At 48.3% G+C, this 23,212-nt stretch carries 21 protein-coding genes; 16 read left to right on the forward strand and 5 right to left on the reverse strand.

Annotated features, from left to right (window positions below):
* Position 1 precedes the first annotated feature (1 nt).
* The 9 genes from ilvD (at position 2) to ACZ43I_RS03665 (ending at position 11,317) form a co-directional block, all read left to right on the forward strand.
* Positions 2–1,705 carry a dihydroxy-acid dehydratase gene (gene ilvD, locus ACZ43I_RS03625; RefSeq protein WP_344701114.1) on the forward strand — a complete coding sequence of 568 codons (1,704 nt, stop codon included), beginning with the start codon at positions 2–4 and terminating at the stop codon, positions 1,703–1,705.
* A 581-nt stretch (positions 1,706–2,286) separates the two neighbouring features.
* Complete coding sequence (gene ilvB, locus ACZ43I_RS03630) at positions 2,287–4,020, forward strand: biosynthetic-type acetolactate synthase large subunit (RefSeq protein WP_344701495.1); 1,734 nt, start codon at positions 2,287–2,289, stop codon at positions 4,018–4,020.
* Entirely contained in the window at positions 4,008–4,523 is a 516-nt protein-coding gene (gene ilvN, locus ACZ43I_RS03635) for an acetolactate synthase small subunit (RefSeq protein ID WP_344701112.1), read from the forward strand. Before ilvB ends, ilvN begins: the two co-directional genes overlap by 13 nt.
* Positions 4,524–4,577: 54 nt before the next feature.
* A complete protein-coding gene (ilvC, locus tag ACZ43I_RS03640) occupies positions 4,578–5,612 on the forward strand; it encodes a ketol-acid reductoisomerase (RefSeq protein ID WP_344701110.1) in 1,035 nt (344 codons plus the stop codon).
* Positions 5,599–7,143 (forward strand): 2-isopropylmalate synthase, encoded by a 1,545-nt coding sequence (locus ACZ43I_RS03645; protein WP_344701108.1) that lies wholly within the window; start codon positions 5,599–5,601, stop codon positions 7,141–7,143. Before ilvC ends, ACZ43I_RS03645 begins: the two co-directional genes overlap by 14 nt.
* Positions 7,144–7,172: 29 nt before the next feature.
* Positions 7,173–8,279 (forward strand): 3-isopropylmalate dehydrogenase, encoded by a 1,107-nt coding sequence (leuB, locus tag ACZ43I_RS03650; RefSeq protein WP_344701107.1) that lies wholly within the window; start codon positions 7,173–7,175, stop codon positions 8,277–8,279.
* A gap of 18 nt (positions 8,280–8,297) precedes the next feature.
* On the forward strand, positions 8,298–9,734 hold the full coding sequence (gene leuC / locus ACZ43I_RS03655) for a 3-isopropylmalate dehydratase large subunit (RefSeq protein ID WP_344701105.1): 1,437 nt from the start codon (positions 8,298–8,300) through the stop codon (positions 9,732–9,734).
* The gene (leuD, locus tag ACZ43I_RS03660; RefSeq protein ID WP_344701103.1) at positions 9,718–10,296 is read left to right on the forward strand and encodes a 3-isopropylmalate dehydratase small subunit; all 579 of its coding nucleotides are present in this window, start codon (positions 9,718–9,720) and stop codon (positions 10,294–10,296) included. Before leuC ends, leuD begins: the two co-directional genes overlap by 17 nt.
* 55 nt (positions 10,297–10,351) lie before the next feature.
* Positions 10,352–11,317, forward strand: coding sequence for a threonine/serine dehydratase (locus ACZ43I_RS03665; protein ID WP_344701101.1), 966 nt, complete (start codon positions 10,352–10,354; stop codon positions 11,315–11,317).
* A 67-nt stretch (positions 11,318–11,384) separates the two neighbouring features.
* Here the strand turns inward: ACZ43I_RS03665 and ACZ43I_RS03670 are convergent, their stop codons facing one another.
* Positions 11,385–11,993, reverse strand: coding sequence for a YktB family protein (locus ACZ43I_RS03670; RefSeq protein ID WP_344701099.1), 609 nt, complete (start codon positions 11,991–11,993; stop codon positions 11,385–11,387).
* 76 nt (positions 11,994–12,069) lie between these two features.
* On the opposite strand from ACZ43I_RS03670, the gene ACZ43I_RS03675 reads away from it, so the two are divergent.
* Entirely contained in the window at positions 12,070–12,888 is an 819-nt protein-coding gene (locus ACZ43I_RS03675) for an inositol monophosphatase family protein (RefSeq protein ID WP_344701097.1), read from the forward strand.
* A gap of 8 nt (positions 12,889–12,896) precedes the next feature.
* Positions 12,897–13,214, forward strand: coding sequence for a hypothetical protein (locus tag ACZ43I_RS03680; RefSeq protein ID WP_344701096.1), 318 nt, complete (start codon positions 12,897–12,899; stop codon positions 13,212–13,214).
* On the opposite strand, the gene ACZ43I_RS03685 is transcribed toward ACZ43I_RS03680, so the two are convergent.
* Both ACZ43I_RS03685 and ACZ43I_RS03690 read right to left on the reverse strand, forming a co-directional pair.
* Positions 13,196–13,753 carry a hypothetical protein gene (locus ACZ43I_RS03685; RefSeq protein WP_344701094.1) on the reverse strand — a complete coding sequence of 186 codons (558 nt, stop codon included), beginning with the start codon at positions 13,751–13,753 and terminating at the stop codon, positions 13,196–13,198. The two genes, ACZ43I_RS03680 and ACZ43I_RS03685, sit on opposite strands and share 19 nt — an antisense overlap.
* 165 nt (positions 13,754–13,918) lie before the next feature.
* Positions 13,919–14,110 carry a DUF5325 family protein gene (locus ACZ43I_RS03690; protein WP_344701092.1) on the reverse strand — a complete coding sequence of 64 codons (192 nt, stop codon included), beginning with the start codon at positions 14,108–14,110 and terminating at the stop codon, positions 13,919–13,921.
* A 165-nt stretch (positions 14,111–14,275) separates the two neighbouring features.
* Between ACZ43I_RS03690 and typA the strand changes: the two genes are divergently transcribed.
* Both typA and ACZ43I_RS03700 read left to right on the forward strand, forming a co-directional pair.
* Positions 14,276–16,120 (forward strand): translational GTPase TypA, encoded by a 1,845-nt coding sequence (typA, locus tag ACZ43I_RS03695; protein ID WP_344701090.1) that lies wholly within the window; start codon positions 14,276–14,278, stop codon positions 16,118–16,120.
* Between the two features lie 24 nt (positions 16,121–16,144).
* Positions 16,145–16,474 carry a YlaH-like family protein gene (locus tag ACZ43I_RS03700; RefSeq protein WP_344701493.1) on the forward strand — a complete coding sequence of 110 codons (330 nt, stop codon included), beginning with the start codon at positions 16,145–16,147 and terminating at the stop codon, positions 16,472–16,474.
* A gap of 35 nt (positions 16,475–16,509) precedes the next feature.
* Here ACZ43I_RS03700 and ACZ43I_RS03705 read toward each other — a convergent pair whose 3' ends face one another.
* The gene (locus ACZ43I_RS03705; RefSeq protein ID WP_344701088.1) at positions 16,510–16,992 is read right to left on the reverse strand and encodes a hypothetical protein; all 483 of its coding nucleotides are present in this window, start codon (positions 16,990–16,992) and stop codon (positions 16,510–16,512) included.
* A gap of 146 nt (positions 16,993–17,138) precedes the next feature.
* Here ACZ43I_RS03705 and ACZ43I_RS03710 point away from each other — a divergent pair, with 146 nt between their 5' ends.
* From ACZ43I_RS03710 to ACZ43I_RS03720, 3 genes are all read left to right on the forward strand, one after another.
* Positions 17,139–17,438, forward strand: coding sequence for an Fpa/YlaN family protein (locus ACZ43I_RS03710; RefSeq protein ID WP_344701086.1), 300 nt, complete (start codon positions 17,139–17,141; stop codon positions 17,436–17,438).
* 30 nt (positions 17,439–17,468) lie between these two features.
* Positions 17,469–18,656, forward strand: coding sequence for an FtsW/RodA/SpoVE family cell cycle protein (locus ACZ43I_RS03715; protein WP_344701085.1), 1,188 nt, complete (start codon positions 17,469–17,471; stop codon positions 18,654–18,656).
* A 117-nt stretch (positions 18,657–18,773) separates the two neighbouring features.
* Entirely contained in the window at positions 18,774–22,211 is a 3,438-nt protein-coding gene (locus ACZ43I_RS03720) for a pyruvate carboxylase (protein WP_344701083.1), read from the forward strand.
* A 100-nt stretch (positions 22,212–22,311) separates the two neighbouring features.
* On the opposite strand, the gene ACZ43I_RS03725 is transcribed toward ACZ43I_RS03720, so the two are convergent.
* Positions 22,312–23,205 (reverse strand): COX15/CtaA family protein, encoded by an 894-nt coding sequence (locus ACZ43I_RS03725; protein ID WP_344701081.1) that lies wholly within the window; start codon positions 23,203–23,205, stop codon positions 22,312–22,314.
* Positions 23,206–23,212: the final 7 nt, after the last annotated feature.

The raw sequence follows: 23,212 nt of genomic DNA on the forward strand, positions 1-23,212 counted from the left end.
GATGTCAACAGAAGGAAAAAACAAAAAAGATCTACGCATCAAAAGCAATGTCTATACAGAAAGCGATGTCAAAGCACCCAACCGTGCGATGTTGAGAGCCGTCGGCTTCACTGATGAAAGTTTTACAAAACCTCAGATAGGCATCGCGAGCACATGGGCGGAGGTGACGCCATGCAATATTCATCTGAATGATCTGGCGGTGGAAGCCAAATCGGGAGCTGGAGCAGCCGGGGGAGTACCGCTCCAGTTCAATACAATTACAGTTTCAGATGGCATTTCAATGGGAACCCAAGGTATGCGGTATTCGCTCCCTTCACGTGACTTGATCGCTGATTCCATAGAAACCGTAGTCGGTGCTGAAAATCTAGATGCACTCGTTGCCATCGGGGCATGTGACAAAAACATTCCAGGTTGTGCGATTGCCATAGCTAATGCTGATGTACCCGCCATTTTTGTGTACGGCGGAACCATCGCTCCCGGTCAGCACCGCGGCAAGGATATCGATCTCGTCAGTGTCTTTGAAGGGGTGGGTAAGTTGAATGCTGGAGATATTGATGAGGCGGAGCTCAATCAAATCGAATGCAATGCGTGTCCAGGAGCGGGAGCATGCGGAGGGATGTATACTGCGAACACCATGGCGGCCGCAATGGAGGCACTCGGATTAAGTCTCCCGGGAAGCGCATCCAATCCTGCGGAATCGGAAGATAAGTATAAAGATGTAAAAGCTGCAGGGGAAGCCGTCTATAATCTCTTGGAAGCAGGCATCTATCCAAAAGATATCATGACAAAAGAAGCATTCGAGAATGCCATCACTGTTGTAATGGCGCTTGGAGGTTCCACGAATGCAACGATGCATCTGCTTGCCATCGCACATGCAGCAGAAGTCGATCTGACCATCGATGATTTCAACAGAATACAGGAAAAAGTACCGCACCTGGCAGATCTGAAGCCGAGTGGACGTTATGTCATGCAGGACCTTTATAAAGCTGGTGGCGTGCAAGGTGTGATGAAGATGCTGCATGAAGCAGGCTATCTAAACGGAGAATGCATGACAGTCACAGGGAAGACGATAGCTGAGAATCTGGCGCAGGTGGAAGGACTGAAAGCGGGACAGGATGTCATCATGCCGCTTGATGCACCGAAGCGTGCCGACGGACCTCTGATTGTCCTGAAGGGTAATTTGTCGCCATCGGGTGCCGTTGCGAAAGTATCCGGCGTCAAAGTGGCGCGTCACGAAGGACCAGCCCGTGTATTCAACAATGAAAAAGACGCCTCGGATGCTGTCCTGAACAATAAAATCAATGAAGGTGATGTGCTGGTCATCCGCTACGTAGGACCTAAAGGCGGACCGGGGATGCCTGAAATGTTATCCATTTCAAGTCTGCTTGTCGGTAAAGGACTCGGGGAGAAGGTCGCTTTATTGACGGATGGTAGATTTTCAGGCGGCACCCATGGGCTGGTCGTCGGCCATATCGCACCTGAAGCGCAGAGCGGTGGGCCGATCGCCCTGCTGCATGAAGGTGATCTGGTGACGATCGATTCTACCAAGAAAGAAATTTCCTGTGCGGTGTCAGAAGAGGAGATGTCAGAAAGGCGAAAAGGCTTTTCAGCGCCGCCCCTTTACAGAAAAGGTGTGCTCGGAAAATATGCACACAATGTGACATGTGCTTCGAAAGGAGCAGTGACAGACTATTTGAGCAGATGATGTGGAAGGTGCGCCTGAAAGATGGCGCATCTTTTTTTATGGCTGCATTATTGAAAAAAGATAAAAAATATTATGAAATCGTTAAACATGGGCACGGCAACATTGTAAACGGTTACATTATCAGAATAATTAGATATTTTAAAAAATAATTGAAAAAAGGTGTTGATTTATTTTATTGGGCGTTATAAGATTACGTTCAATATCACATATCAGAAAAGTTTGAATAATAAAAAAGCATTGATGGGAACGTAGTTTAAGCAGCTCGATGGACAGAGACCTGGTGGTGGCTGAGAACCGGGATCGACGCTTTATTCTATCTCAACCTTGAGCGCCGGACTGAAAGGTCGACGATTAGGCCCGGCCGGGTGAAGACCACCCGTTACCAAAACGGACTTTTAGATGAAGTCCATAAGGTGCCTTCTGTAAAGGAGGCGTAAAACTGGGTGGTACCGTGAAATGACTCTTTTCACCCCATGACAGGTCGCAGTTTCGACTGGCGGCCCATCGTGGGGAAAAAGGGTCATTTTTTATATTTTATGGCATCGGACCAACCATTAGGATTTAGGGGGAGGCAAATGATGATGAAAACACAGAGTGGAACATATACTCGAGAAACTGAACAGAAGCTGATGACCGGGGCTGATCTATTCATTCAAAGTTTGGTTGAAGCGGATGTTGAAACTGTATTTGGCTATCCGGGTGGTGCAGTGCTGCCGATCTATGATGCACTGCACAAGGCGCGGGATTCCTTCCAACATATCTTATGCAGACATGAACAGGGACTCATCCATGCTGCTGAAGGATATGCAAGGGTGACGGGGAAACCGGGAGTCGTCATTGCCACTTCCGGACCGGGGGCTACAAACCTGATTACCGGTATTACGGACGCGATGATGGATTCTTTGCCAGTAGTTGTTTTTACAGGACAAGTCTCCACTGCAGTCATCGGTTCTGACGCATTCCAGGAAGCGGATGTCATCGGACTGACTACTCCGATAACGAAACATAACTATCAGGTCAATGATATCAGGGACCTGCCGCGCATCGTCAAAGAAGCATTCCATATCGCAACGACAGGGCGTAAAGGCCCCGTCGTGGTCGATATACCAAAAAATATTGCACAGGAGATTACCCAGGAAGAATATGATACGGCATTCAAACTCTCCGGCTACCAACCTACCACGAAACCGAACCCGCTCCAGATCAAGCGTCTGGCAGAACAGATTGAAACAGCTGAGAAACCTCTTCTGCTGGCTGGAGCCGGCATTCATGCTGCAGATGCCGCGGATGAACTTAAAACTTTTGCCGAACGGCACCACCTGCCGGTAGCGAACACGCTGCTTGGCCTCGGCAGCTTCCCGGGGTCGCATGAACTATCGCTCGGCATGGCGGGCATGCACGGGTCATATTGCGCGAACATGGCAATCTACGAATGCGATCTGCTCATCAACATCGGAGCCCGCTTCGACGATCGTCTGACAGGTTCGCTACAGCATTTCGCCCCGCATGCCACCATCGCCCATATCGATATCGATCCTGCTGAAATCGGCAAGAACATTGAAACTAAAATACCGGTCGTCTCGGATGCCAAAGAAGCCCTGCTTGCACTTTTGGCCACGGAAACAAAAACGAAGGACCGGACGACGTGGCTCATTGAAACTTTGACCAATAAGAAAGAAAATCCTTTCTGGTTCGAACGTTCAGACGATCTGATTTCACCGCAGTGGCTGATCGAGTCGATCTATGAGAAGACAGGCGGCGAGGCGGTCATCACGACGGATGTCGGCCAGCATCAGATGTGGGCTGCCCAGTTCTATCAATTTGATCAGCCGCATAAATGGGTGACCTCAGGCGGCCTTGGCACGATGGGCTTCGGGTTGCCAGCAGCAATCGGTGCCCAGCTCGGCAAGCCCAAAGAGACGGTGATCGCCATCGTAGGGGACGGCGGTTTCCAGATGACCATGCAGGAGATGGCAGTACTGAAGCAATATAATCTTCCAATCAAAGTCGTCATCGTCAACAATGAAGCACTTGGCATGGTCAGGCAGTGGCAGGAGACCTTCTATGAAGAACGCTATTCCTCCTCCCTGATGACCGACAACCCCGACTTCATCAAACTGGCTGAAGGCTTCGGCGTAAAAGGCCTCAGAGTCGCCCGGGAAATTGAGGTGGCCAATGTCATGGAAGAGATGCTCGCCTATGACGGGCCAGTGCTCGTCGATGCCAGAGTGCAGAAGTTGGATAAGGTGTTTCCGATGGTCGCACCCGGCAAGGGCAATCATGAAATGGTGGGGGTGAGGAGATGCAGAGGATAATTACAGCCACCGTACAGAATACAAGCGGTGTCCTGAACAGGATTACAGGCATGCTGTCAAAAAGAGGATTCAATATAGAGAGCATTACGGTGGGCACTACCGAATCTCCAGGCATCTCGAAAATGACATTTGTCGTGGCGGTGCCCGATGAGAAGAAGGTTGAACAGCTGACTAAACAACTGAATAAGCAGATAGATGTCTTGAAGGTAAACGACATCACAGAGAAAGCAATCGTCCAAAGGGAGCTGGCCCTGATCAAAGTCGGAAACTCCAGTGCAGCACGTGCAGAGATCCAAAGCGTAATCGAGCCGTTCCGTGCCAGGGTACTGGATGTATCGAGGGACAGTCTGATCATCGAGGTGACTGGCAAACCCGATAAGATTGCAGCACTCGTGGATCTGCTACACCCTTACGGCATCAAAGAGATGACGCGGACAGGGGTCACCGCTTTCCCAAGGGGCAAGCAACCGGGGCAGGTACAGGAATTCAGCCTAAGCATCTGAACGAGGGATTAACGAACCATAACAATAAACACACATATGAGAGGGAGATCAATTATGACAAAAGTATTCTATGACAAAGATATCAATAAGGCGGCACTCGAGGGAATGAAGATCACAATCGTCGGTTACGGTTCGCAGGGTCACGCCCATGCACAGAACTTGCGGGATAGCGGATATGAGGTGACCATCGGCTTGAGGCCCGGTAAATCGGAGGATAAAGCGATGGAAGATAGCTTCGCGGTGAAATCCGTAGCAGAAGCTGTCAGTGAGGCCGATGTCACCATGGTGCTGCTTCCGGACGAGAATCAGCCCAAGGTCTATGAAGAAAGCATAAAAGAATATATGAAGCCGGGCAGCGCCCTTGCGTTCGCACACGGTTTCAATATCCATTTCAATCAGGTGGTTCCGCGCGAAGATGTGGATGTGTTCCTTGTCGCACCGAAGGGACCGGGTCATCTGGTGAGGCGCACCTACGAAGAGTCAGCAGGGGTCCCTGCACTATACGGTGTTTTCCAGAATGTTTCAGGTGAAGCGGGAGATCTGGCCATGGCCTATGCGGCAGGAATCGGGGCTGCACGGGCAGGTGTACTTGAAACCTCCTTCCAGGAAGAGACGGAAACGGACCTGTTCGGTGAACAGGCAGTGCTCTGCGGCGGCCTGACGAGCCTTGTAAAAGCAGGATTCGAAACATTGACGGATGCAGGATACCAGCCGGAAGTCGCATACTTCGAGTGCCTGCACGAAATGAAGCTCATCGTAGATCTCATGTATGAAGGCGGTATGGAAAACATGAGGCATTCGATCTCAGATACTGCGCAATGGGGGGATTTCGTATCAGGACCACGCGTAATCAATGATGAAACGAAATCGCGCATGAAGGATATCCTGGAAGAGATCCAAAATGGAAAATTCGCCCAAGGCTGGATCCTCGAAAACCAGGCGGGCAGACCAAGGTATAATGCCATCAATAATAATGAATACAATCATCCGATAACCAAAGTCGGCCAGGATCTGAGAGATTTGATGCCATTCGTTAAACAGCCTGCAGCCGATGGGAAGAAAGGCGGGAAGGTGCATGCCACGAATTAAAGTATTTGATACGACGCTTAGGGATGGCGAGCAGTCCCCAGGGGTCAATTTGAATAAGATGGAGAAGCTGGAGATAGCGAAGCAGTTGGAACGTTTGGGCGTCGATGTCATGGAGGCTGGCTTCCCAGCTGCATCAGAAGGCGATTTCCAGGCAGTGAAATTGATAGCGGACACCATCAAGGATGTTTCGGTCACGGCCCTTGCCCGGACAAGGAAAGCAGATATCGACCGCGCGTATGAAGCGTTGAAGAATACAGCGCATCCAAGGATACACGTGTTCCTCGCAACTTCTCCGATCCATATGCAATACAAGTTGAAGATGACGCCGGAACAAGTCGCAAGCCAATCTGTCGATATGGTCACTTATGCGAAAGAAAGATTCGAGGAAGTGGAATGGTCGGCAGAAGATGCCACCCGCTCCGACTGGGCATTTCTGGCCGAAGTCATCGAGCAAGTCATAGATGCCGGTGCAACAGTCATCAACCTCCCCGACACTGTAGGATTCACGATGCCGGATGAATATGGCCGCATGTTCAAATATATGAAGGAGAATGTACCGAACATCGACCGTGCAGATCTATCCTGCCACTGCCACAATGATCTCGGCATGGCGGCGGCGAATACCATGGCCGCTATAGAAAATGGGGCGACGCAGATAGAAGGCACGATTAACGGCATCGGGGAGCGCGCAGGGAATGTCGCTTTGGAGGAAGTTGCTGTTGCACTCAAAATCAGAAGCGACCATTACGGCTACGACACTGGACTGAAACTAGATGAAATTAAACGATCGAGCGATCTTGTGGCAAAATTGACTGGCATGTATGTCCAGGCGAATAAGGCAATCATCGGACGGAACGCATATGCACATGAATCGGGCATCCATCAGGACGGTGTGCTCAAAAACAGTGAGACATACGAGATAATCACTCCGGAGCTTGTTGGAGTCTCCTCGAACACATTGTTTATGGGCAAGCATTCTGGCCGTCATGCATTTAAGGATAAGGTGGGCGAATTCGGTATTGAAATGTCGGAAGAGGCCCTGACAGCAGCATTCAAGAGCTTCAAGGCCCTGACGGACCACAAAAAAGAAGTGACTGATGATGATATCTATACATTGATCATGGAAGTCAAGACCGATCAGTCGGAAATGAGCAGATACACTCTTGAGACCTTCCAGGTGAACTACGGGACCCGTAATATTACAACAGCTACGGTCTCCCTCCGTACCCCGGATGGTGAAAGTGTGCAGACTGCCGCTACCGGCAACGGCAGCATAGAAGCACTGTACAGCACAATCTCCGAGCTGATCGATCACGATATGAAGCTTCTGGATTATCAGATCAATTCTGTCGGCGGAGGCAAGGACGCTTTGGCTGAATCGCACGTCCAGCTCATGGTCGAAGGCCAGACGGTAAATGGGCGCGGGACAGCCCAGGATGTCATCGAGGCATCAGCAAATGCCTACATCAACGCAGTCAACCGTTATATCCTGAATGTCCAGGCAAATAAAGCGCAAGTCATGAACATCTGACAGTTAATCTACAGGATAGGGGCGATATTATGAAGAAACAAGTGATCCTATTGCCGGGCGACGGTGTAGGACCGGAAATCATGGCAGGTGCCAAAGCAGTACTTGATGCCGTTGCGATGGAATTCAACCATGAATTCACCTACCACGAACATGCCATAGGCGGTGATGCTATCGACCGCTTTGATACTCCGTTGCCTGAAGATACTATAAAAGCATGCCAAACAGCTGATGCTGTACTCCTTGGCGCTGTAGGCGGCCCGAAATGGAGCGGACGACCTGCCAGTGGAAGTCCTGAGAGTGGTTTGCTCGGCATCCGTAAGGCACTTGGTCTTTTTGCCAACCTCAGACCAGTGCAGAGCTTCACACCGCTTATGCATGCATCTCCGCTGAAGACTGAACTGGTGGCCGGCTGCGACATCATGATCGTACGCGAACTGACGTCCGGACTTTATTTCGGACGGCCGAGTGGCCGCAGTGCAGATGGCAGTGAAGTCGTGGATACATTGCACTATACCCGAGAAGAGATTGAACGCATTGTGGTAAGGGGATTTGAAGCAGCCAGGAAAAGAAAAGGCAGGCTGACATCCGTCGATAAGGCGAATGTTTTGGAATCGAGTCGCATGTGGCGTGAAATAGTCGAGGAAAAAGCACGGGATTATCCCGATGTGACGGTGGAACATCAACTGGTCGATGCGGCAGCGATGAAATTGATTACAAATCCCAGACATTTCGATGTCATTGTAACAGAGAACATGTTTGGAGATATTTTAAGCGATGAAGCATCAGTGTTGACCGGCTCGATAGGCATGCTGCCTTCAGCAAGCCTCAGGGCAGATGGACTGGGGCTTTATGAACCGGTCCATGGTTCGGCACCGGATATCGCCGGCGAAGGGATTGCAAATCCCCTCGGAATGATTCTTTCTGCCGCAATGATGCTCAAATACTCATTCGGAATGGAAGAGGAAGCAGAGGCAGTCGAAAAAGCAGTCATCGATTGTCTGGAGGCAGGTAATCATACGCACGATCTTGATGTGAAGAATGGAAATGTATTCGGTACGGATATGATGGTCAGGAAAGTGGTAGAAAACTTGTCGTCCAGAAGCATCACAGACGCCATATGCAGTTCTTATATGTAATGAAAAGGTGTGTCGGTCATGGAAAAAGGAAAAACGGTAATTGAGAAAGTTTGGGAATCACATGTTGTGCATCAGCAGGAAGATAAGCCGGATCTTATCTATATCGATCAGCATCTCATTCATGAAGTGACATCCCCCCAGGCGTTTGAAGGGCTCAGGCTCAACAACCGGAAGGTGCGGCGGCCGGATTTGACTTATGCAACCATGGACCATAACGTCCCCACCCAGAATAGGACGGTAATGACGGATGAAGTTGCCAAGGTACAGATGGAGACGCTGCAGCACAATTGCGAGGAGTTCGGCATCACTCTGGCAGATATGGACCATCCGGACCAGGGCATCGTCCATGTCATAGGGCCACAGCTCGGCTTGACCCAACCAGGACGCACAATCGTTTGTGGAGACAGCCATACATCGACCCATGGCGCATTCGGAGCACTCGCCTTCGGTATCGGCACAAGTGAAGTCGAACATGTCCTTGCCACCCAGACGCTGATGCAGGAACGGCCAAAAACCATGAATGTGAAAGTGGATGGTGAGCTGGCTAAAGGGGTCACTGCAAAAGACCTGATACTTGCGATCATCTCGAAATTCGGTGTCAAATTTGGTACAGGGCATGTCATAGAATATACAGGTGAAGCCATCCGCGGGCTTTCGATGGAGGGCAGGATGACGGTATGCAATATGTCAATCGAGGGCGGCGCCCGCGCCGGATTGATCAGCCCGGATGAGAAGACGGTCGAATTCTTGAGGGGGCGCCGTCATGTGCCGCAAGGAGAGGCGTTTGAAGAAAAAGCCGCCGAGTGGCTGGCGTTTGCGACGGATGCTGACGCCCAGTACGATGTCACCCTTGAGATTAATGCACAAGAAGTGGAGCCGCAGGTTTCATGGGGGACCAACCCTGGCATGACCGTACCGATCAGCGGAAGCACTCCATTGCTTGACGAAGTGGAGAACCGGGATGAAGTCAAAAGAGCGCTCCAGTATATGGGACTCCGGGAGGGACAGCCGGTCACAGCCATTGAAGTCGATCATGTGTTCATCGGTTCTTGTACCAATTCGAGGCTGTCCGACCTTGAAAGTGCAGCAGATATCATCAAGGGGCATAAAGTAAAAGACGGTGTACGTGCCATTGTCGTCCCCGGTTCATTCAAAGTGAAATTGCAGGCAGAGGAGCTCGGCCTTGACGAAGTCTTTAAGCAGGCAGGGTTCGAATGGCGTGAATCCGGCTGCAGCATGTGTCTGGCGATGAATGATGATATTGTCCCAGCCGGTGGCCGGTGTGCCTCTACATCAAACCGCAACTTTGAAGGACGGCAGGGCAACGGGGCAAGAACACACCTTGTCAGTCCCGAAATGGCGGCAGTCGCTGCAATTGAAGGTACATTTACGGATGTCAGGAAATTTCAGGAGAAAGTACTGAGTCAGGAGGGATCGTTTGGAAGCAGTTCGTAGACATCATGGCAAAGTATTTCCGCTTGATCGTGACAATGTCGATACTGACCAGATCATTCCAAAACAATTCTTGAAGCGGGTGGAACGTACGGGCTTCGGCCAATTCGTCTTCCACAATTGGCGGTTCGGGAACGATGATGGAGAAAGTTTTGGACTCGATGGTGAAGATTACAAGGATGCTTCGATTCTTGTAGCCGGAGAAAATTTCGGGTGTGGATCTTCGAGGGAACATGCACCCTGGGCACTGAAGGACTATGGTTTCAAAGCCATCATTGCACCAAGTTTTGCAGATATATTCTACAGTAACGCCTTGAAGAATGGCATCATCCTCATTACAGCAGATCGGGGTCAAATCAGGGAGTGGATGCGTTGCGCTGAAGGCGGAGGGCTCCATCTTGATATAGACCTGGAACAGCAGATTGTTACATGGGAAGCGGGCCGGATGGAGTTTGACCTGCCTCCGCACCACCGGGAAAGACTTTTGAATGGCTGGGATGATATTGCACTGACGCTGCTCCTTGAAGAGAAAATAGAAGCATACGAGACGAGGCATAAAGGATAAATATGACAAGAACAATAGAGGAGTGTGATTACATGGGGATTTCCTAACCGGCGGATTGGTTCACGATGCATGGAGACACCTGAGCCCTACCGTCCACCAGACACCACTGCGGACATCAGCCACTACGAATCAGCAGACCGGTAAAAATATATATTTCAAGATGGAGAACGAACAGAAGACAGGAGCCTTCAAATTCAGGGGGGCAAGCTATAAATTGATGCGCCTGTCTCCGGAGGAACTGTCAGCAGGCGTCATCACTGCTTCGGCCGGGAATCATGCGCAAGGATTGGCATTGGCGGCTTATAAGCTTGGAATCGAAGCGACCATATACATGTCAGAGTGTACACCGAAAGCGAAAATACAGGCGACGAAAGGGTACGGTGCCTCCGTTGTGCTTACGGGCGAGAGTTTCCAGGAAGCTTATGAAGCATCGCTTGAACACCAGAAAAAAAGTGGGGCGACATATGTGCATCCCTTTGATGATTACGACATAATGGCCGGACAAGGAACAATCGCCTTGGAAATGCTGAGGCAGGAGAATAGGATCGACACGCTGATCGTACCGATCGGCGGGGGTGGACTGATCAGCGGCATAGCAGTGGCAGCCAAATCCGTGAAGCCAGGAATCAGAGTGATAGGCGTCCAGGCTGAAGCAGCTGCAGCCACCCACGTTGCCTATCATCAGGGCATAGTGGACAAACTTTCGAATGTCTCTACGATCGCAGAAGGCATAGCAGTCAAACAGCCTGGTGAAAAGACGCTGCCTCTTATAAACCGCTATGTGGACGACATCATCACTGTGAGTGAGACGGAGATCGCTGCAGCCATAGTGGCCATGCTTCAACGCAGCAAGACACTGGTAGAGGGCTCGGGGGCTGCGGCACTTGCCGGACTGCTGTCCCATAATGATAGAATCGACTCTGAGCACTGTGGATTGGTAGTCAGTGGAGGGAATGTGGATATCGCTGACATCGCCCGTATACAGTCTTTGGCAGATCAGCTGAAAGTGCAGGTGACCTAATCTTCCTCCTATTGGAAAAGCCTCGATACATGCCGTGTATCGAGGCTTTTCCAATGCTCCATTTGAATCAATAGAGCTTTAACAGTTCAGTCATGACCGTCTCCAGCTCTTTTAGGAATATATCATCGGTTTCCAAAACGGGGTTCGAAGGCAGATACATTTTCCCGATCAGGAACTCACCCTTCTTCACATCCTTCAGGCGGGTGAGCGCAGATTCAAAGTCATCATAACTCATATCTTTGATGGCTGTCTTTTCGGGTTTCATATGATCCAGAGAGATTACGTAATTATTTGGCATGCTGCGCATCTCCTCGATCATATCCAGCCATTTGTCAGCAACCTGCTGTTTTTCAGGAGACTCATATATGACCCCGTACATGCAGAATGCATGATCTCCAAAAAGGCCGATCTGGAAATGGGGCATCATTTTATAGCCTCTTGGATTGGTGCTGAAGCTGACCCATGTATCGTCTGGGGGATTCACTTTCCGACGTGCGTGCTTGGCAACATGGGCGAAATGCTCATCTCCGGTCAAAGTGGTGAGATATTCACTGAAATATTCACCGAGGTTCTCAAGTTTAGGTCGTATGGTCTCTTTCAGGGCATCCATCCGCGGCTCCAGACCGTCGATGTCGAAAACCCGGAAGTCCTCCTTTGTAAAATGGTACTTAGGCATTTGGCTTCTCCTTTCAGATCATTATCTATATGATAGAATAAGTGGTAATGTCAATCAATCATTTGGGGTGGATGCAATGGAAATATATGAATTCGGACAGCGTATCATCAGGGAAGCGGGGGACTTCATCAAACTCCGTATGAAGGAGGATTTCAAGGTTGATGCCAAGCTTAATCCTCATGACCTGGTGACGGATGTCGATAAGGAAACAGAAACATATATATATGAACGGATACTTGAACGCTACCCGGACCACCGCATCATTGGTGAGGAAGGACACGGCACAGATATTGAAGATATGTCGGGTGTGCTGTGGATCGTTGATCCGATAGACGGTACCTTGAATTTTGTGCACCAGCTCCAGAACTTCGCTGTCTCCATCGGCGTCTATGTAGACGGAGAACCTTACTGTGGGTTGATTTTGGATGTCATGGGAGGCGTGCTGTACCATGCAAGGGTCGGTAGTGGTGCTTTCAAGGATGATATCCGCCTTGATGAAATGCGGGACACGACGCTTGACCGGTCGCTCATCGGCATGAATGCCAATTGGGTCATCAAAGATCAGATAGGACCTGCATTTAAGAAAATAGTGGAGCAAACAAGAAGTACACGATCATACGGTTCTGCTGCCCTTGAAATGGCATATGTCGCGACCGGCATCCTCAGCGCCTCTGTGTTCTTCAGACTGCACCCTTGGGATTATTCAGCAGGTATGATCATCATCGATGAAGCTGGCGGCAGGACAACCAACCTGCTTGGTGAAGAGATCGATATATTGAAGAAGGATAGCATCCTGACTGGCAATAAAGCGATCCACAAGGAACTTACAGATTACTTTACAAGTGATGCGGCATTTATAGCCGGCCACAGGCGTGTACACGGGGAGAAGCGATAGATGCGGGTATGTCCCTCCAATTTTATAAAGTGCTGTCGGATGATCTTCTGAAGCGTATATTCCGACAGCTCGAGCTTGAGATGGTCTATGATATCACGGCGTTTGTAGTGTGTATCAGGGCTGATCATGTGGAGGCGGCTGAAGTATTCAGCTGTTATCGCATGTATACCAACAACTTTGCCACATGCATCACATCGTCCGAAATTGCCGCCTATCGTCTGCCAATCAAAACTGTGGCAGAACGGACATTTGATGCCCCTTTTGAAGTTGAAGTGGACCATTCTGACCGTCACCCGGGCGCCTGTAATCAGTGCGAGGCCGGGTGACGGTTCTTTTTTCTGATCACAGCGGAATGTTCGATGGTCTTCAAATAATGGGGGAGATCACTTAATTTCAAAAACAGTTCAGAACGGGCCGGTTCAATTTTGAAGCTTGGATCCATCATCACATATTTGAGGATGATCGGACGCTGATAGCGCCCTTCATCTATGAGTTGCCCGCGGAACATTTCGAATATCGCGCGGCTGCGGTTGAGGTCGATTACAGCTTCATGTCCAGCAGTACATAGTATATTGAACTGATTAATGTAGTGTGGGCCACTAAGATCATGCAGCACGAAAAGATAATAGCAGTAGTCGGTGGCAATCAGGACATTGACGATTTCGAACGCGTTGCCGATGTGCATTTCGGCATGCCAGTGGATGGACATATTCTGTGTGTTAATGTTCATAAGATGGCGTTCGAATTCACTCTCAAGGTGTTCCATCTTCTGCATGGAATGATATTCTGCCGTTTCATCATCTGAAAAAGGCACCCTGTTGTACAAAAACTCATAAACTTTCAAGCGATCGTGTTTTTCCCTCATGGCACAACTCCTTAATGGTGGTGCCGTCATTATCTGTGAGTTCAAACGATGGGTCAAAATACAGAAAAAGAGGCAATCCATACAAAAAAGGACAAACGGGGAAGAAGTTCCAGTAAATCCCCATTTGTCCTTGGACAAGTTATGCAAAATATCAATTTCAGCAGCCTACAGCCAGCCGTTTTCACGATATTTCTTCTTCAGTGTAAAACCGATGCCGAATATCACGATGAACAGTACGACGGACAATATGGCCATGAGTGGCATCGCTTCGGCGACGAAGGCGGAGAAGGCAAGCATCATCAGGACAGCCAGCACAGCCAGCACCATGAATATGGCTTTTGATTTTTTTTGTTCCATTTTGACGGTCCTTTCGAAGTGTATTTGATGAATATTATAGCATAAGACAACATTTTATTACACCCAATGCTTGTCAAGGAGTGGAAAAGGACACCGATGTCGTGTTATAATAAATAAGTTATGAAATGAAAGCACCAAAACGATTTTAAAAACGAAGGGAAAGACTTGATGAATTTAAGAGAAGATATCCGTAATATCGCAATCATTGCACACGTTGACCACGGAAAAACGACACTAGTAGACGAACTGCTGAAGCAGTCCGGCATATTCCGGGAGAATGAGCATGTCGCCGAGCGCGCGATGGATTCCAATGATATTGAACGGGAACGTGGAATAACGATTCTCGCTAAAAATACAGCAATTGACTATAAAGATAAACGCATCAACATTCTTGATACTCCTGGCCACGCCGATTTCGGTGGCGAAGTTGAGAGGATCATGAAGATGGTTGATGGTGTAATCCTAGTTGTGGATGCCTATGAAGGTACTATGCCACAAACACGTTTCGTATTGAAGAAAGCATTGGATCAGGACCTTAAGCCACTTGTTGTTGTAAACAAGATTGATAAGGAAACGGCCCGCGCAGAAGCAGTCATCGATGAAGTGCTTGAGCTTTTCATTGAACTGGATGCAAACGACGAACAGCTCGAATTTCCAGTGGCGTATGCCTCCGCAATAAACGGTACGGCAAGTCTCGAGGTGGATAAGCAGGAAGAGAACATGCAGTCCATATTCGATATGATCTTGGAATATGTGCCAGCTCCTGTAGATAATAGCGACGAACCGCTACAGTTCCAGGTCGCACTCCTCGACTATAACGATTATGTCGGCAGAATCGGCATCGGACGGGTATTCCGAGGGAAAATCGAAGTTGGCCAGCAAGTGTCGCTCATGAAGAATGATGGCACGGTCAAAAATTTCCGCGTGACCAAATTGTTTGGTTTTTTTGGACTCCAGCGCCTCGAAATCGAGAGTGCCAAAGCAGGCGATCTGATAGCAGTCAGCGGCATGGAGGACATCAACGTCGGAGAGACTGTGACGCCGATTGACAATCAGGAGGCATTGCCTCTTCTGCATATCGACGAACCGACCTTGCAGATGACATTCTCAGTCAACAGCTCGCCATTCGCCGGCAAAGAAGGCAAGCATGTTACAGCGCGGAAGATAGAGGAAAGATTGGAGGAACAGCTCGAAACGGACGTCTCCCTGAAAGTTGAACCTACTGATCAACCGGATGCATGGACAGTTTCCGGCAGGGGCGAACTCCACTTATCCATCCTTATCGAAAACATGCGTCGTGAAGGGTTCGAACTTCAAGTCTCGAAACCGCAAGTCATCGTCAAAATGGTTGACGGTGTCAAATGTGAACCGTTTGAACGTGTCCAGATCGACGTGCCTGAAGAGTATACCGGAAGCATCATAGAATCACTCGGCCAACGGAAAGGTGAAATGGTGGACATGGTCAATACAGGCAATGGCCAAAGCCGTGTCACTTTCCTTGTACCAGCACGTGGTCTGATCGGATACCGTACGGAATTCATGTCCATGACACGTGGCTACGGCATCCTCAACCATACGTTCGAGGATTACCGTCCACTCATTAAAGGACGCATAGGCGGTAGACGTAATGGTGTTCTCGTATCCATCGATAAAGGAGCGGCTTCGACTTATTCCATCCTACAGCTGGAAAGCCGTGGCACCAACTTTATGGAACCAGGCACTGAAGTCTATGAAGGCATGATTGTCGGCGAAAACTCACGGGACAACGATTTGACTGTCAACATTACTAAAGTGAAAGCAGCGAACAATATACGTTCTGCTACAAAAGAGCAGACGACGACCATGAAAAAACCTAAAGTGATGACGCTGGAGGAAGCGCTCGAGTATATCAATGATGATGAGCTTGTGGAAGTGACCCCGGAATCCATCCGCCTCAGAAAAAGCATACTTGCCAAGAATGAGCGGGAAAAATCACAAAAACATGAAAAGATTAAACTTGAATCGGAGTGAATTTAATTGTATCTCCCTGATTTGATGAGTGTGAATGTTACAGAGCGCCTGACTTTCTTCGGCAGGTTATTCAGGTTGGATTCCAACCCTGAAAGTGGAATGTGGTACCTTTTCATCACCATCTTCATACTGTCGATCCTAGTGTATAATCTCGGTTTCGCACGTAAAGTCAAGGTGTGGCAAAATGCCATCATTTACGTCGTCATGTTTTTAGGATGCATCATATTGACCTTTTTCGGTGCATTCCTCCCCGTTGCAGAAAGTCTGATAGTCGCTACGGCCGTTTTGGCTTTATATCGCTTCAGATTGCACCAGGAACGGAAAGCTGGAAACATTAAAACTTCCGGCAAATAAAAATCAGCCTATCCATCTGGATAGGCTGATTTTTATTATTCAAAGGCGATGCCGGTAACATGCACGAGTTTTTCTTCCATATTACCATCCTTGATGACCAGCACATCGATCATGCCATCATCATAGATGCGCTTCCCATCTTGACTGAAATGGGCATAATATGTATCGCGCGCATTATAGGGAAGAGTAGTCGTCCCTTCGTCATGCGTGAACACAATCATTGCATCTTCGCCTTGATGGGGCTCGGTATATTCCAGGAAAGGCTTTAGGCAAATGATGAAAGTGCCTTCCAAGAGTTCTTTATTTTTGAACTTTTTCTCGGTTTTTAAAGTAGGCGGTTTAGTCGTGCCCTCAATAATCTGCCTGTTCCATTCTGTGTTGTCCGAAAAATTGATCTGCTCCTCTTCCGGTTCCTGAGCCAACACCTTTTCTAGTTCTTCCTTGCGGTCGTCGAATATCCAGGTGGATGGATCGAGTGTAATCTGGTAACGTACATTGCCCAATATTTGTATAATCATCTGCATTCTCTCCTTACTGCTTAATTATAGCAGAAATATATGTGTTGTTTAAGCCGTTTCAATCGTATCATACTCTTGTATTTACTTGCTTTTTTGGTGTTCCTGATATAAAATTTTATAGAGAGTTTATAGAAAGGGGTAATTTCGTGTCCACTAAAGATGAATTGAGCAGACAGGCTTATGAACAGCTGGAAAAAGATGCCGAAAAGATTGTCCAGCTGATCGAAGTGCAGATGGACAACTTGACAATGCCCCAATGCCCGGTCTATGAAGAAGTTCTGGACACACAGATGTTTGGATTATCAAAAGAAGTCCATTTCGCTGCAAGACTCGGCCTGATCGATCCCGAAGACGGACATGCTGTATTGGAGAAACTGGAAAAGGAAGTATCCAAAGTGCATGAAGCATATATGGAAAAGGAAAAATTCGAGTCTAAAGAAATATAATCTTTAGACTTTTTTAAATGAGGCGATAAATTGTCATACATAAAAGACTTCTTCGACTATGTAAAAGTATACTCCAAACACGTTGATTTCGTCATCGTGATCAGCTATATCCTGCTTAGCCTCATCGGTCTCACCATGGTCTACAGTGCGAGTATGGTGATTGCATCGAAAAGCGATATTACAGGCGGGAATCCTGAACATTATTATATCAGGCAACTGTTCTCCATAATTCTCGGTTTCATCGTGGTATTCATCATGACCTACTTCATGTCCGGGGAGTTTCTGCGCAATAAATACTTCCAGATTGCAGCAACGGGTGGTATTTTTGTCCTTCTGTTGTTTACGGCTTTCTTCGGTACAGAAGTTAACGGGGAAAGGAACTGGATCCGCTTAGCGGGCTTCAACTTCCAGACTTCGGAGTTTTTCAAGATAGTGACCATTTTATATCTGGCGTACATATACGATAGAAAGAAAGACCGCCTCAAGCAACTTGAAGCAGGTCATCTGGTACCTTTGTTGTTCATAGGTTTCTGTACCATGATGGTCATCTCGAACGATTTCGGCACTGGGCTCGTCATCACTGGCATCATCGCAGGGATATTCCTGTACTCCGGCATCTCGATCCGATTTCTCGCTAAAGCAGGTGGAGTGATCGCCATGGCGGCAGTAGCGATAGGCATCATCATCTTCATGATCAAGGGGAGTATCCTCTCACCACACCAGCAAGCCCGCATAGACACGTTCCTCCATCCATTTAATGATCCGACCGGGACGGGGTACCAATTGACGAATGCATTGGTATCCATATCCCATGGTGGTATTTTCGGCAATGGGCTGGGCAATGGTGTAATGAAGCTCGGCTATCTTCCAGAACCGCATACTGACTTCATATTTGCTGTTGTTGCAGAAGAATTGGGGCTGATCGGAGTGATATTCATCCTACTTCTGTACTTGGTCCTTGTATTGAAGGCATTATGGTATGCAGCAGTCTCAGAGGATATGTTCTATCGCCTCATCTGTGTAGGCGTCGCCATATACATCACTTTCCAGTTATTCGTCAACCTCGGCGGCATCTCAAAACTCATTCCTCTTACCGGTGTGCCTTTGCCGCTGCTCAGTTACGGGGGCTCGTCATTCCTCAGTATATCCATCGCAATCGGCCTGCTCATCATATCGGCTAAACATGTAAAAAAACAAAAGACGTTGACTAACCTTTAGACCAGAATTCATTTTCTGGTCTTTTTTGTCATTTATCAATTTTAGGGCAATAATGAATTAGATTGTATATTTTTTGAATATTTATTATAATTGAAATGATAACAGAGGAGGAATGTCATGAATAAAATCAACAAACTGATGGTTGCCAACAGGGGAGAAATCGCCATCCGTATCTTCCGTGCATGTACGGAGCTCGATATTACGACAGTAGCGATATACAGTAATGAGGATAAAGGGGCATTACATAGATACAAGGCCGACGAAGCATATCTTGTCGGCGAAGAGCTGTCGCCTACAGAGAGTTATCTGGATATTGAAGCCATCATAAAAGTGGCGAAAAAAGCAGAAGTGGATGCCATACATCCAGGCTATGGCTTCTTGAGTGAGAACATGACGTTCGCGAAGCGCTGTGAAGAAGAGGGCATCATATTTGTCGGACCAAAGCAGCGTCATTTGGATATGTTCGGCGATAAAGTCAAGGCACGCGCAACAGCAGTAGCTGCCGGACTCCCGATCATCCCCGGTTCAGACGGTGCAGTCCAGTCATTCGAAGAAGTCGAGCAGTTCATTGAAAAGCATGGGTTGCCTATCATCATCAAGGCCATTTCAGGTGGTGGCGGGAAAGGGATGCGTATTGTCGATGAAGGCGATGACGTCAGGGACAGTTACGACCGGGCCAAGAGTGAAGCATCCAAGTCCTTCGGCAATAGTGAAGTCTATCTTGAAAAGTATATCGCCACTCCGAAGCATATCGAAGTCCAAATCATTGGGGATGATGAGGGCAACGTCCTCCACCTCTATGAACGCGATTGTTCAGTCCAGCGCCGCCATCAGAAGGTTGTGGAAGTAGCACCGTCAGTCGGCCTGAGTGAAGAGATGCGTGCCAGAATCTGCGGGGCGGCAAAGGACATGGCTGAAAAAGTCGGTTACGTCAACGCCGGAACCATTGAATTCCTGGTGGCTGAAGACGATTTCCATTTCATTGAAGTGAACCCGCGTGTACAGGTTGAGCATACAATCACAGAAATGGTTACCGGCATCGACATTGTCAAAACACAAATCCAAATAGCCGACGGCAATACGCTGTTTGGGGAAACAATCAACCTGCCGCAGCAGGAAGATATTCCATTGATGGGATATGCTGTCCAGTGCCGGATTACCACTGAAGATCCATTGAATGATTTTATGCCTGACACAGGCCAGATCATGGCGTATCGTTCAAGCGGCGGGTTCGGCGTACGGCTGGATGCCGGAGATGGCTTCCAAGGGGCGGTCATCTCGCCTTACTACGATTCGCTTTTGGTCAAACTATCTACACATGGACTCACATATAAGGATGCCAACGAAAAGATGCTGCGCAGCTTAAAAGAAATGCGTATAAGGGGAATTAAGACCAATCTCCAGTTTCTGGCCAATGTCATCAGCAATGAGGATTTCCGGAAAGGAGATTATTCGACCAAATTCATCGATAACACACCTTCACTTTTCGAGTTCGAGAAGCCAAAGGATAGAGGAACCAAGACGCTTGAGTACATTTCGACAATCACGGTCAATGGATTCCCAGGGGTCGAACAACGCCAAAAGCCACATTTCGACCCCCCACGCATGCCAGGCTATGAACCGAAAATAGTAGAGGGAACAAAGCAGATACTGGATAATGAAGGGCCGGAAGGATTGGTGAAATGGTTGAAGGCACAAGAGGATGTGCTTTTGACGGACACCACAATGAGGGATGCGCATCAGTCATTGCTTACAACACGGATCCGCACTTATGACATGAAGAAGATTGCGCCCTATACGGCACATGATCTGAAAGATGCATTTTCCCTTGAAATGTGGGGAGGGGCCACCTTTGATGTTGCATATAACTTCCTTAAGGAAGATCCGTGGAGACGGCTTGAAACATTGCGTAGTGAAATACCGAATGTCCTATTCCAGATGCTCCTTCGCGCTTCCAATGCAGTGGGCTATAAAAACTATCCGGACAATGTCGTAGAGAAATTTATACAGGAAAGTGCAGAAGCAGGCATAGATGTTTTCCGCATATTCGATTCTCTGAACTGGATGGAAGCAATGAAGCATCCAATCGAATCCGTGCTCAAAAGCGGTAAGGTGGTGGAAGCGGCCATCTGCTATACAGGGGATATCCTAGATCCACAGCGTTCAGCCGTCTATACTCTGGACTACTACAAGAAGATGGCGCAAGAACTTGAGGCAGAAGGTGCGCATATACTTGCGATTAAAGATATGGCAGGACTTCTCAAGCCGCAAGCAGCCTACGAGCTTATTGGGGAATTGAAGGCGACGGTGGATCTTCCAATCCATCTGCATACCCACGATACGAGTGGGAATGGCATCCTTATGTATCACAAGGCGATTGAAGCGGGTGTGGATGTGGTCGATACGGCGCTTGGCTCATTAAGCGGCCTGACATCCCAGCCAAGTGCAAACAGCCTATATTATGCACAAAGCAATCAAAACAGGAAAGTCCGTGCAGATATAGAAGGTCTTGAACGCTTAAGCGAATACTGGGAGGATGTCAGGAAGTATTATGCCGATTTTGAAAGTGACATCAAAAGTCCAAATACTGAAATCTACAGACACGAAATGCCGGGAGGGCAATACTCAAACCTCTACAGCCAGGCGAAGTCGCTTGGACTTGGTGACCGCTATGGTGATGTCAAGAAGATGTACCAGAAGGTCAATATGCTGTTCGGCGACATCATCAAAGTGACCCCATCATCCAAAGTAGTGGGGGATATGGCGTTGTTCATGGTACAAAACGAACTCGATGAGGAAAGTGTCATCGAGCGTGGTCAGCATCTTGACTTCCCCGACTCAGTCGTCAGTTTCTTCAAAGGGGAAATCGGCAGACCTGAAACAGGGTTCAATGAAGCCTTGCAGAAAGTTGTGCTAAAAGGCACTGAACCATTGAGTGTACGGGCAGGTGAGGTGATGGAGCCCGTGGACTTCGATCAGCTACGTGAAGAAGTGGCTGAATTCTGCGACTACAAGATCACCGAGAAAGATGTATTGTCCTATGCACTCTATCCGAAAGTCTTCAAAGACTTCATTATGACCAACAACAAGTGGGGCAATGTTGAAGTGTTGGATACGCCAACCTTCCTGTTCGGAATGCGTAAGAATGAACAGCTTGAGATTGAAATAGATAAGGGCAAGACGCTGATTGTAAACTTATTATCGATCGGGCATGTGCACGAAGATGGTTACCGTTGGATGTATTTTGAATTGAACGGTTTCCCCCGCAAGGTCTATATAAATGATGAAAGTGTCGAATCGAAAGAAGCGAGACTCAAAAAAGCCGACCCTGCAAGCATAGGCGATATCGGAGCGCAGATGCCCGGTACCGTGAGTACGGTGAAGTATAGAGCAGGGGAAACATTCAAAAAAGGGGAGGTCATCATAATCACAGAAGCAATGAAGATGGAAAGCTCTGTAAAGGCCCCCTTCGACGGTAAAGTAACGGATGTATTCGTCGAAGCGGGTGATAAAGTAGCCTCGATGGATCTTATGATGACCGTGGAAAAAGCGTAAGGTGAAATTCTGGAACATATAAAAGGCGTGCCCTTCATCTCTTGATTTGTAGATGAAGGGCACGCCTTTTGTTTTACAATTTCTGTTTGCAACCACTATATTACCTGGAGCGGTACAGTAGAAGTATGAAGTAGCAGAGCAGTCCGAACAGCAGAGTGATGAATAGGGCATGCAATAGGGCGATGAAGATGTTCACCAGCGTGAATACGCTGAGCATGCCGGTGGTCGCCTGCAGTAGTACAAGGACGAATGCAATGATCCAGCCATACTTCAGGACTCTATAATTACTATAGTGATTAAGGACATGAAGCATGATGATGAAGATCCAGATGATGATGACCCCGGCCAAAACCCGGTGCCCCATCTGCACCCATTCGTAGAATGTATCAGCCCATAGCTTGCCGGGACTACAGTGCGGCCAGCTCAGGCAGGCAAGTGATGAGTCGGTATGCCTGACCAGGGCGCCGCTGTATACAACAAGGTAGATATAGATTGTCAGAAATATGGTGTGATATCTGAGATAAGGTCCAATGACCAGCGTTTGCGCCTCAAACTTCTGATCGACTTCGAACACGAGGAGCGTCAAGAGGAAGACCGAGGCAAAACTGATCAGTGAAATCCCGAAATGGGCTGCAAGTACGAAGTCATTCTGGCCCCACATCACAGCTGCAGCACCAAGGAGCGCTTGGATGATGATGAAGGCGATACTTAGGCCCACAAGGAATTTGGTTTCTTTTTTATGGGCCATCAGCTTAAGGGCCATAAAGCTCAGTACACCAACCAGTATGATCGCAATACCAGACACACCGCGGTGGGCCAGCTCTATAATCGTCTCGATCGGCCACTCGCTCGGGATGATGCGCCCGTGGCAAAGGGGCCAAGACTGGCCACAACCATCCGCGGAGCCTGTTTTGGTTACCAGAGCGCCGCCTATCTGAACGAACACCATCGCAAGCGTGGTGATGACAGCAAGTATTTTTAAGTTTTTATACAATGGTAAC

This window comes from Salinicoccus jeotgali (genome assembly GCF_055379195.1).

Coding starts and splice junctions, on each gene's coding strand:
- ilvD (WP_344701114.1), top strand. CDS start 2: ATGTCAACAGAAGGAAAAAACAAAAAAGATCTACGCATCAAAAGCAAT.
- ilvB (WP_344701495.1), top strand. CDS start 2,287: ATGAAAACACAGAGTGGAACATATACTCGAGAAACTGAACAGAAGCTG.
- ilvN (WP_344701112.1), top strand. CDS start 4,008: ATGCAGAGGATAATTACAGCCACCGTACAGAATACAAGCGGTGTCCTG.
- ilvC (WP_344701110.1), top strand. CDS start 4,578: ATGACAAAAGTATTCTATGACAAAGATATCAATAAGGCGGCACTCGAG.
- ACZ43I_RS03645 (WP_344701108.1), top strand. CDS start 5,599: ATGCCACGAATTAAAGTATTTGATACGACGCTTAGGGATGGCGAGCAG.
- leuB (WP_344701107.1), top strand. CDS start 7,173: ATGAAGAAACAAGTGATCCTATTGCCGGGCGACGGTGTAGGACCGGAA.
- leuC (WP_344701105.1), top strand. CDS start 8,298: ATGGAAAAAGGAAAAACGGTAATTGAGAAAGTTTGGGAATCACATGTT.
- ACZ43I_RS03670 (WP_344701099.1), bottom strand. CDS start 11,993: ATGCCTAAGTACCATTTTACAAAGGAGGACTTCCGGGTTTTCGACATC.
- ACZ43I_RS03675 (WP_344701097.1), top strand. CDS start 12,070: ATGGAAATATATGAATTCGGACAGCGTATCATCAGGGAAGCGGGGGAC.
- ACZ43I_RS03680 (WP_344701096.1), top strand. CDS start 12,897: ATGTCCCTCCAATTTTATAAAGTGCTGTCGGATGATCTTCTGAAGCGT.
- ACZ43I_RS03685 (WP_344701094.1), bottom strand. CDS start 13,753: ATGAGGGAAAAACACGATCGCTTGAAAGTTTATGAGTTTTTGTACAAC.
- ACZ43I_RS03690 (WP_344701092.1), bottom strand. CDS start 14,110: ATGGAACAAAAAAAATCAAAAGCCATATTCATGGTGCTGGCTGTGCTG.
- ACZ43I_RS03700 (WP_344701493.1), top strand. CDS start 16,145: ATGAGTGTGAATGTTACAGAGCGCCTGACTTTCTTCGGCAGGTTATTC.
- ACZ43I_RS03705 (WP_344701088.1), bottom strand. CDS start 16,992: ATGATTATACAAATATTGGGCAATGTACGTTACCAGATTACACTCGAT.
- ACZ43I_RS03720 (WP_344701083.1), top strand. CDS start 18,774: ATGAATAAAATCAACAAACTGATGGTTGCCAACAGGGGAGAAATCGCC.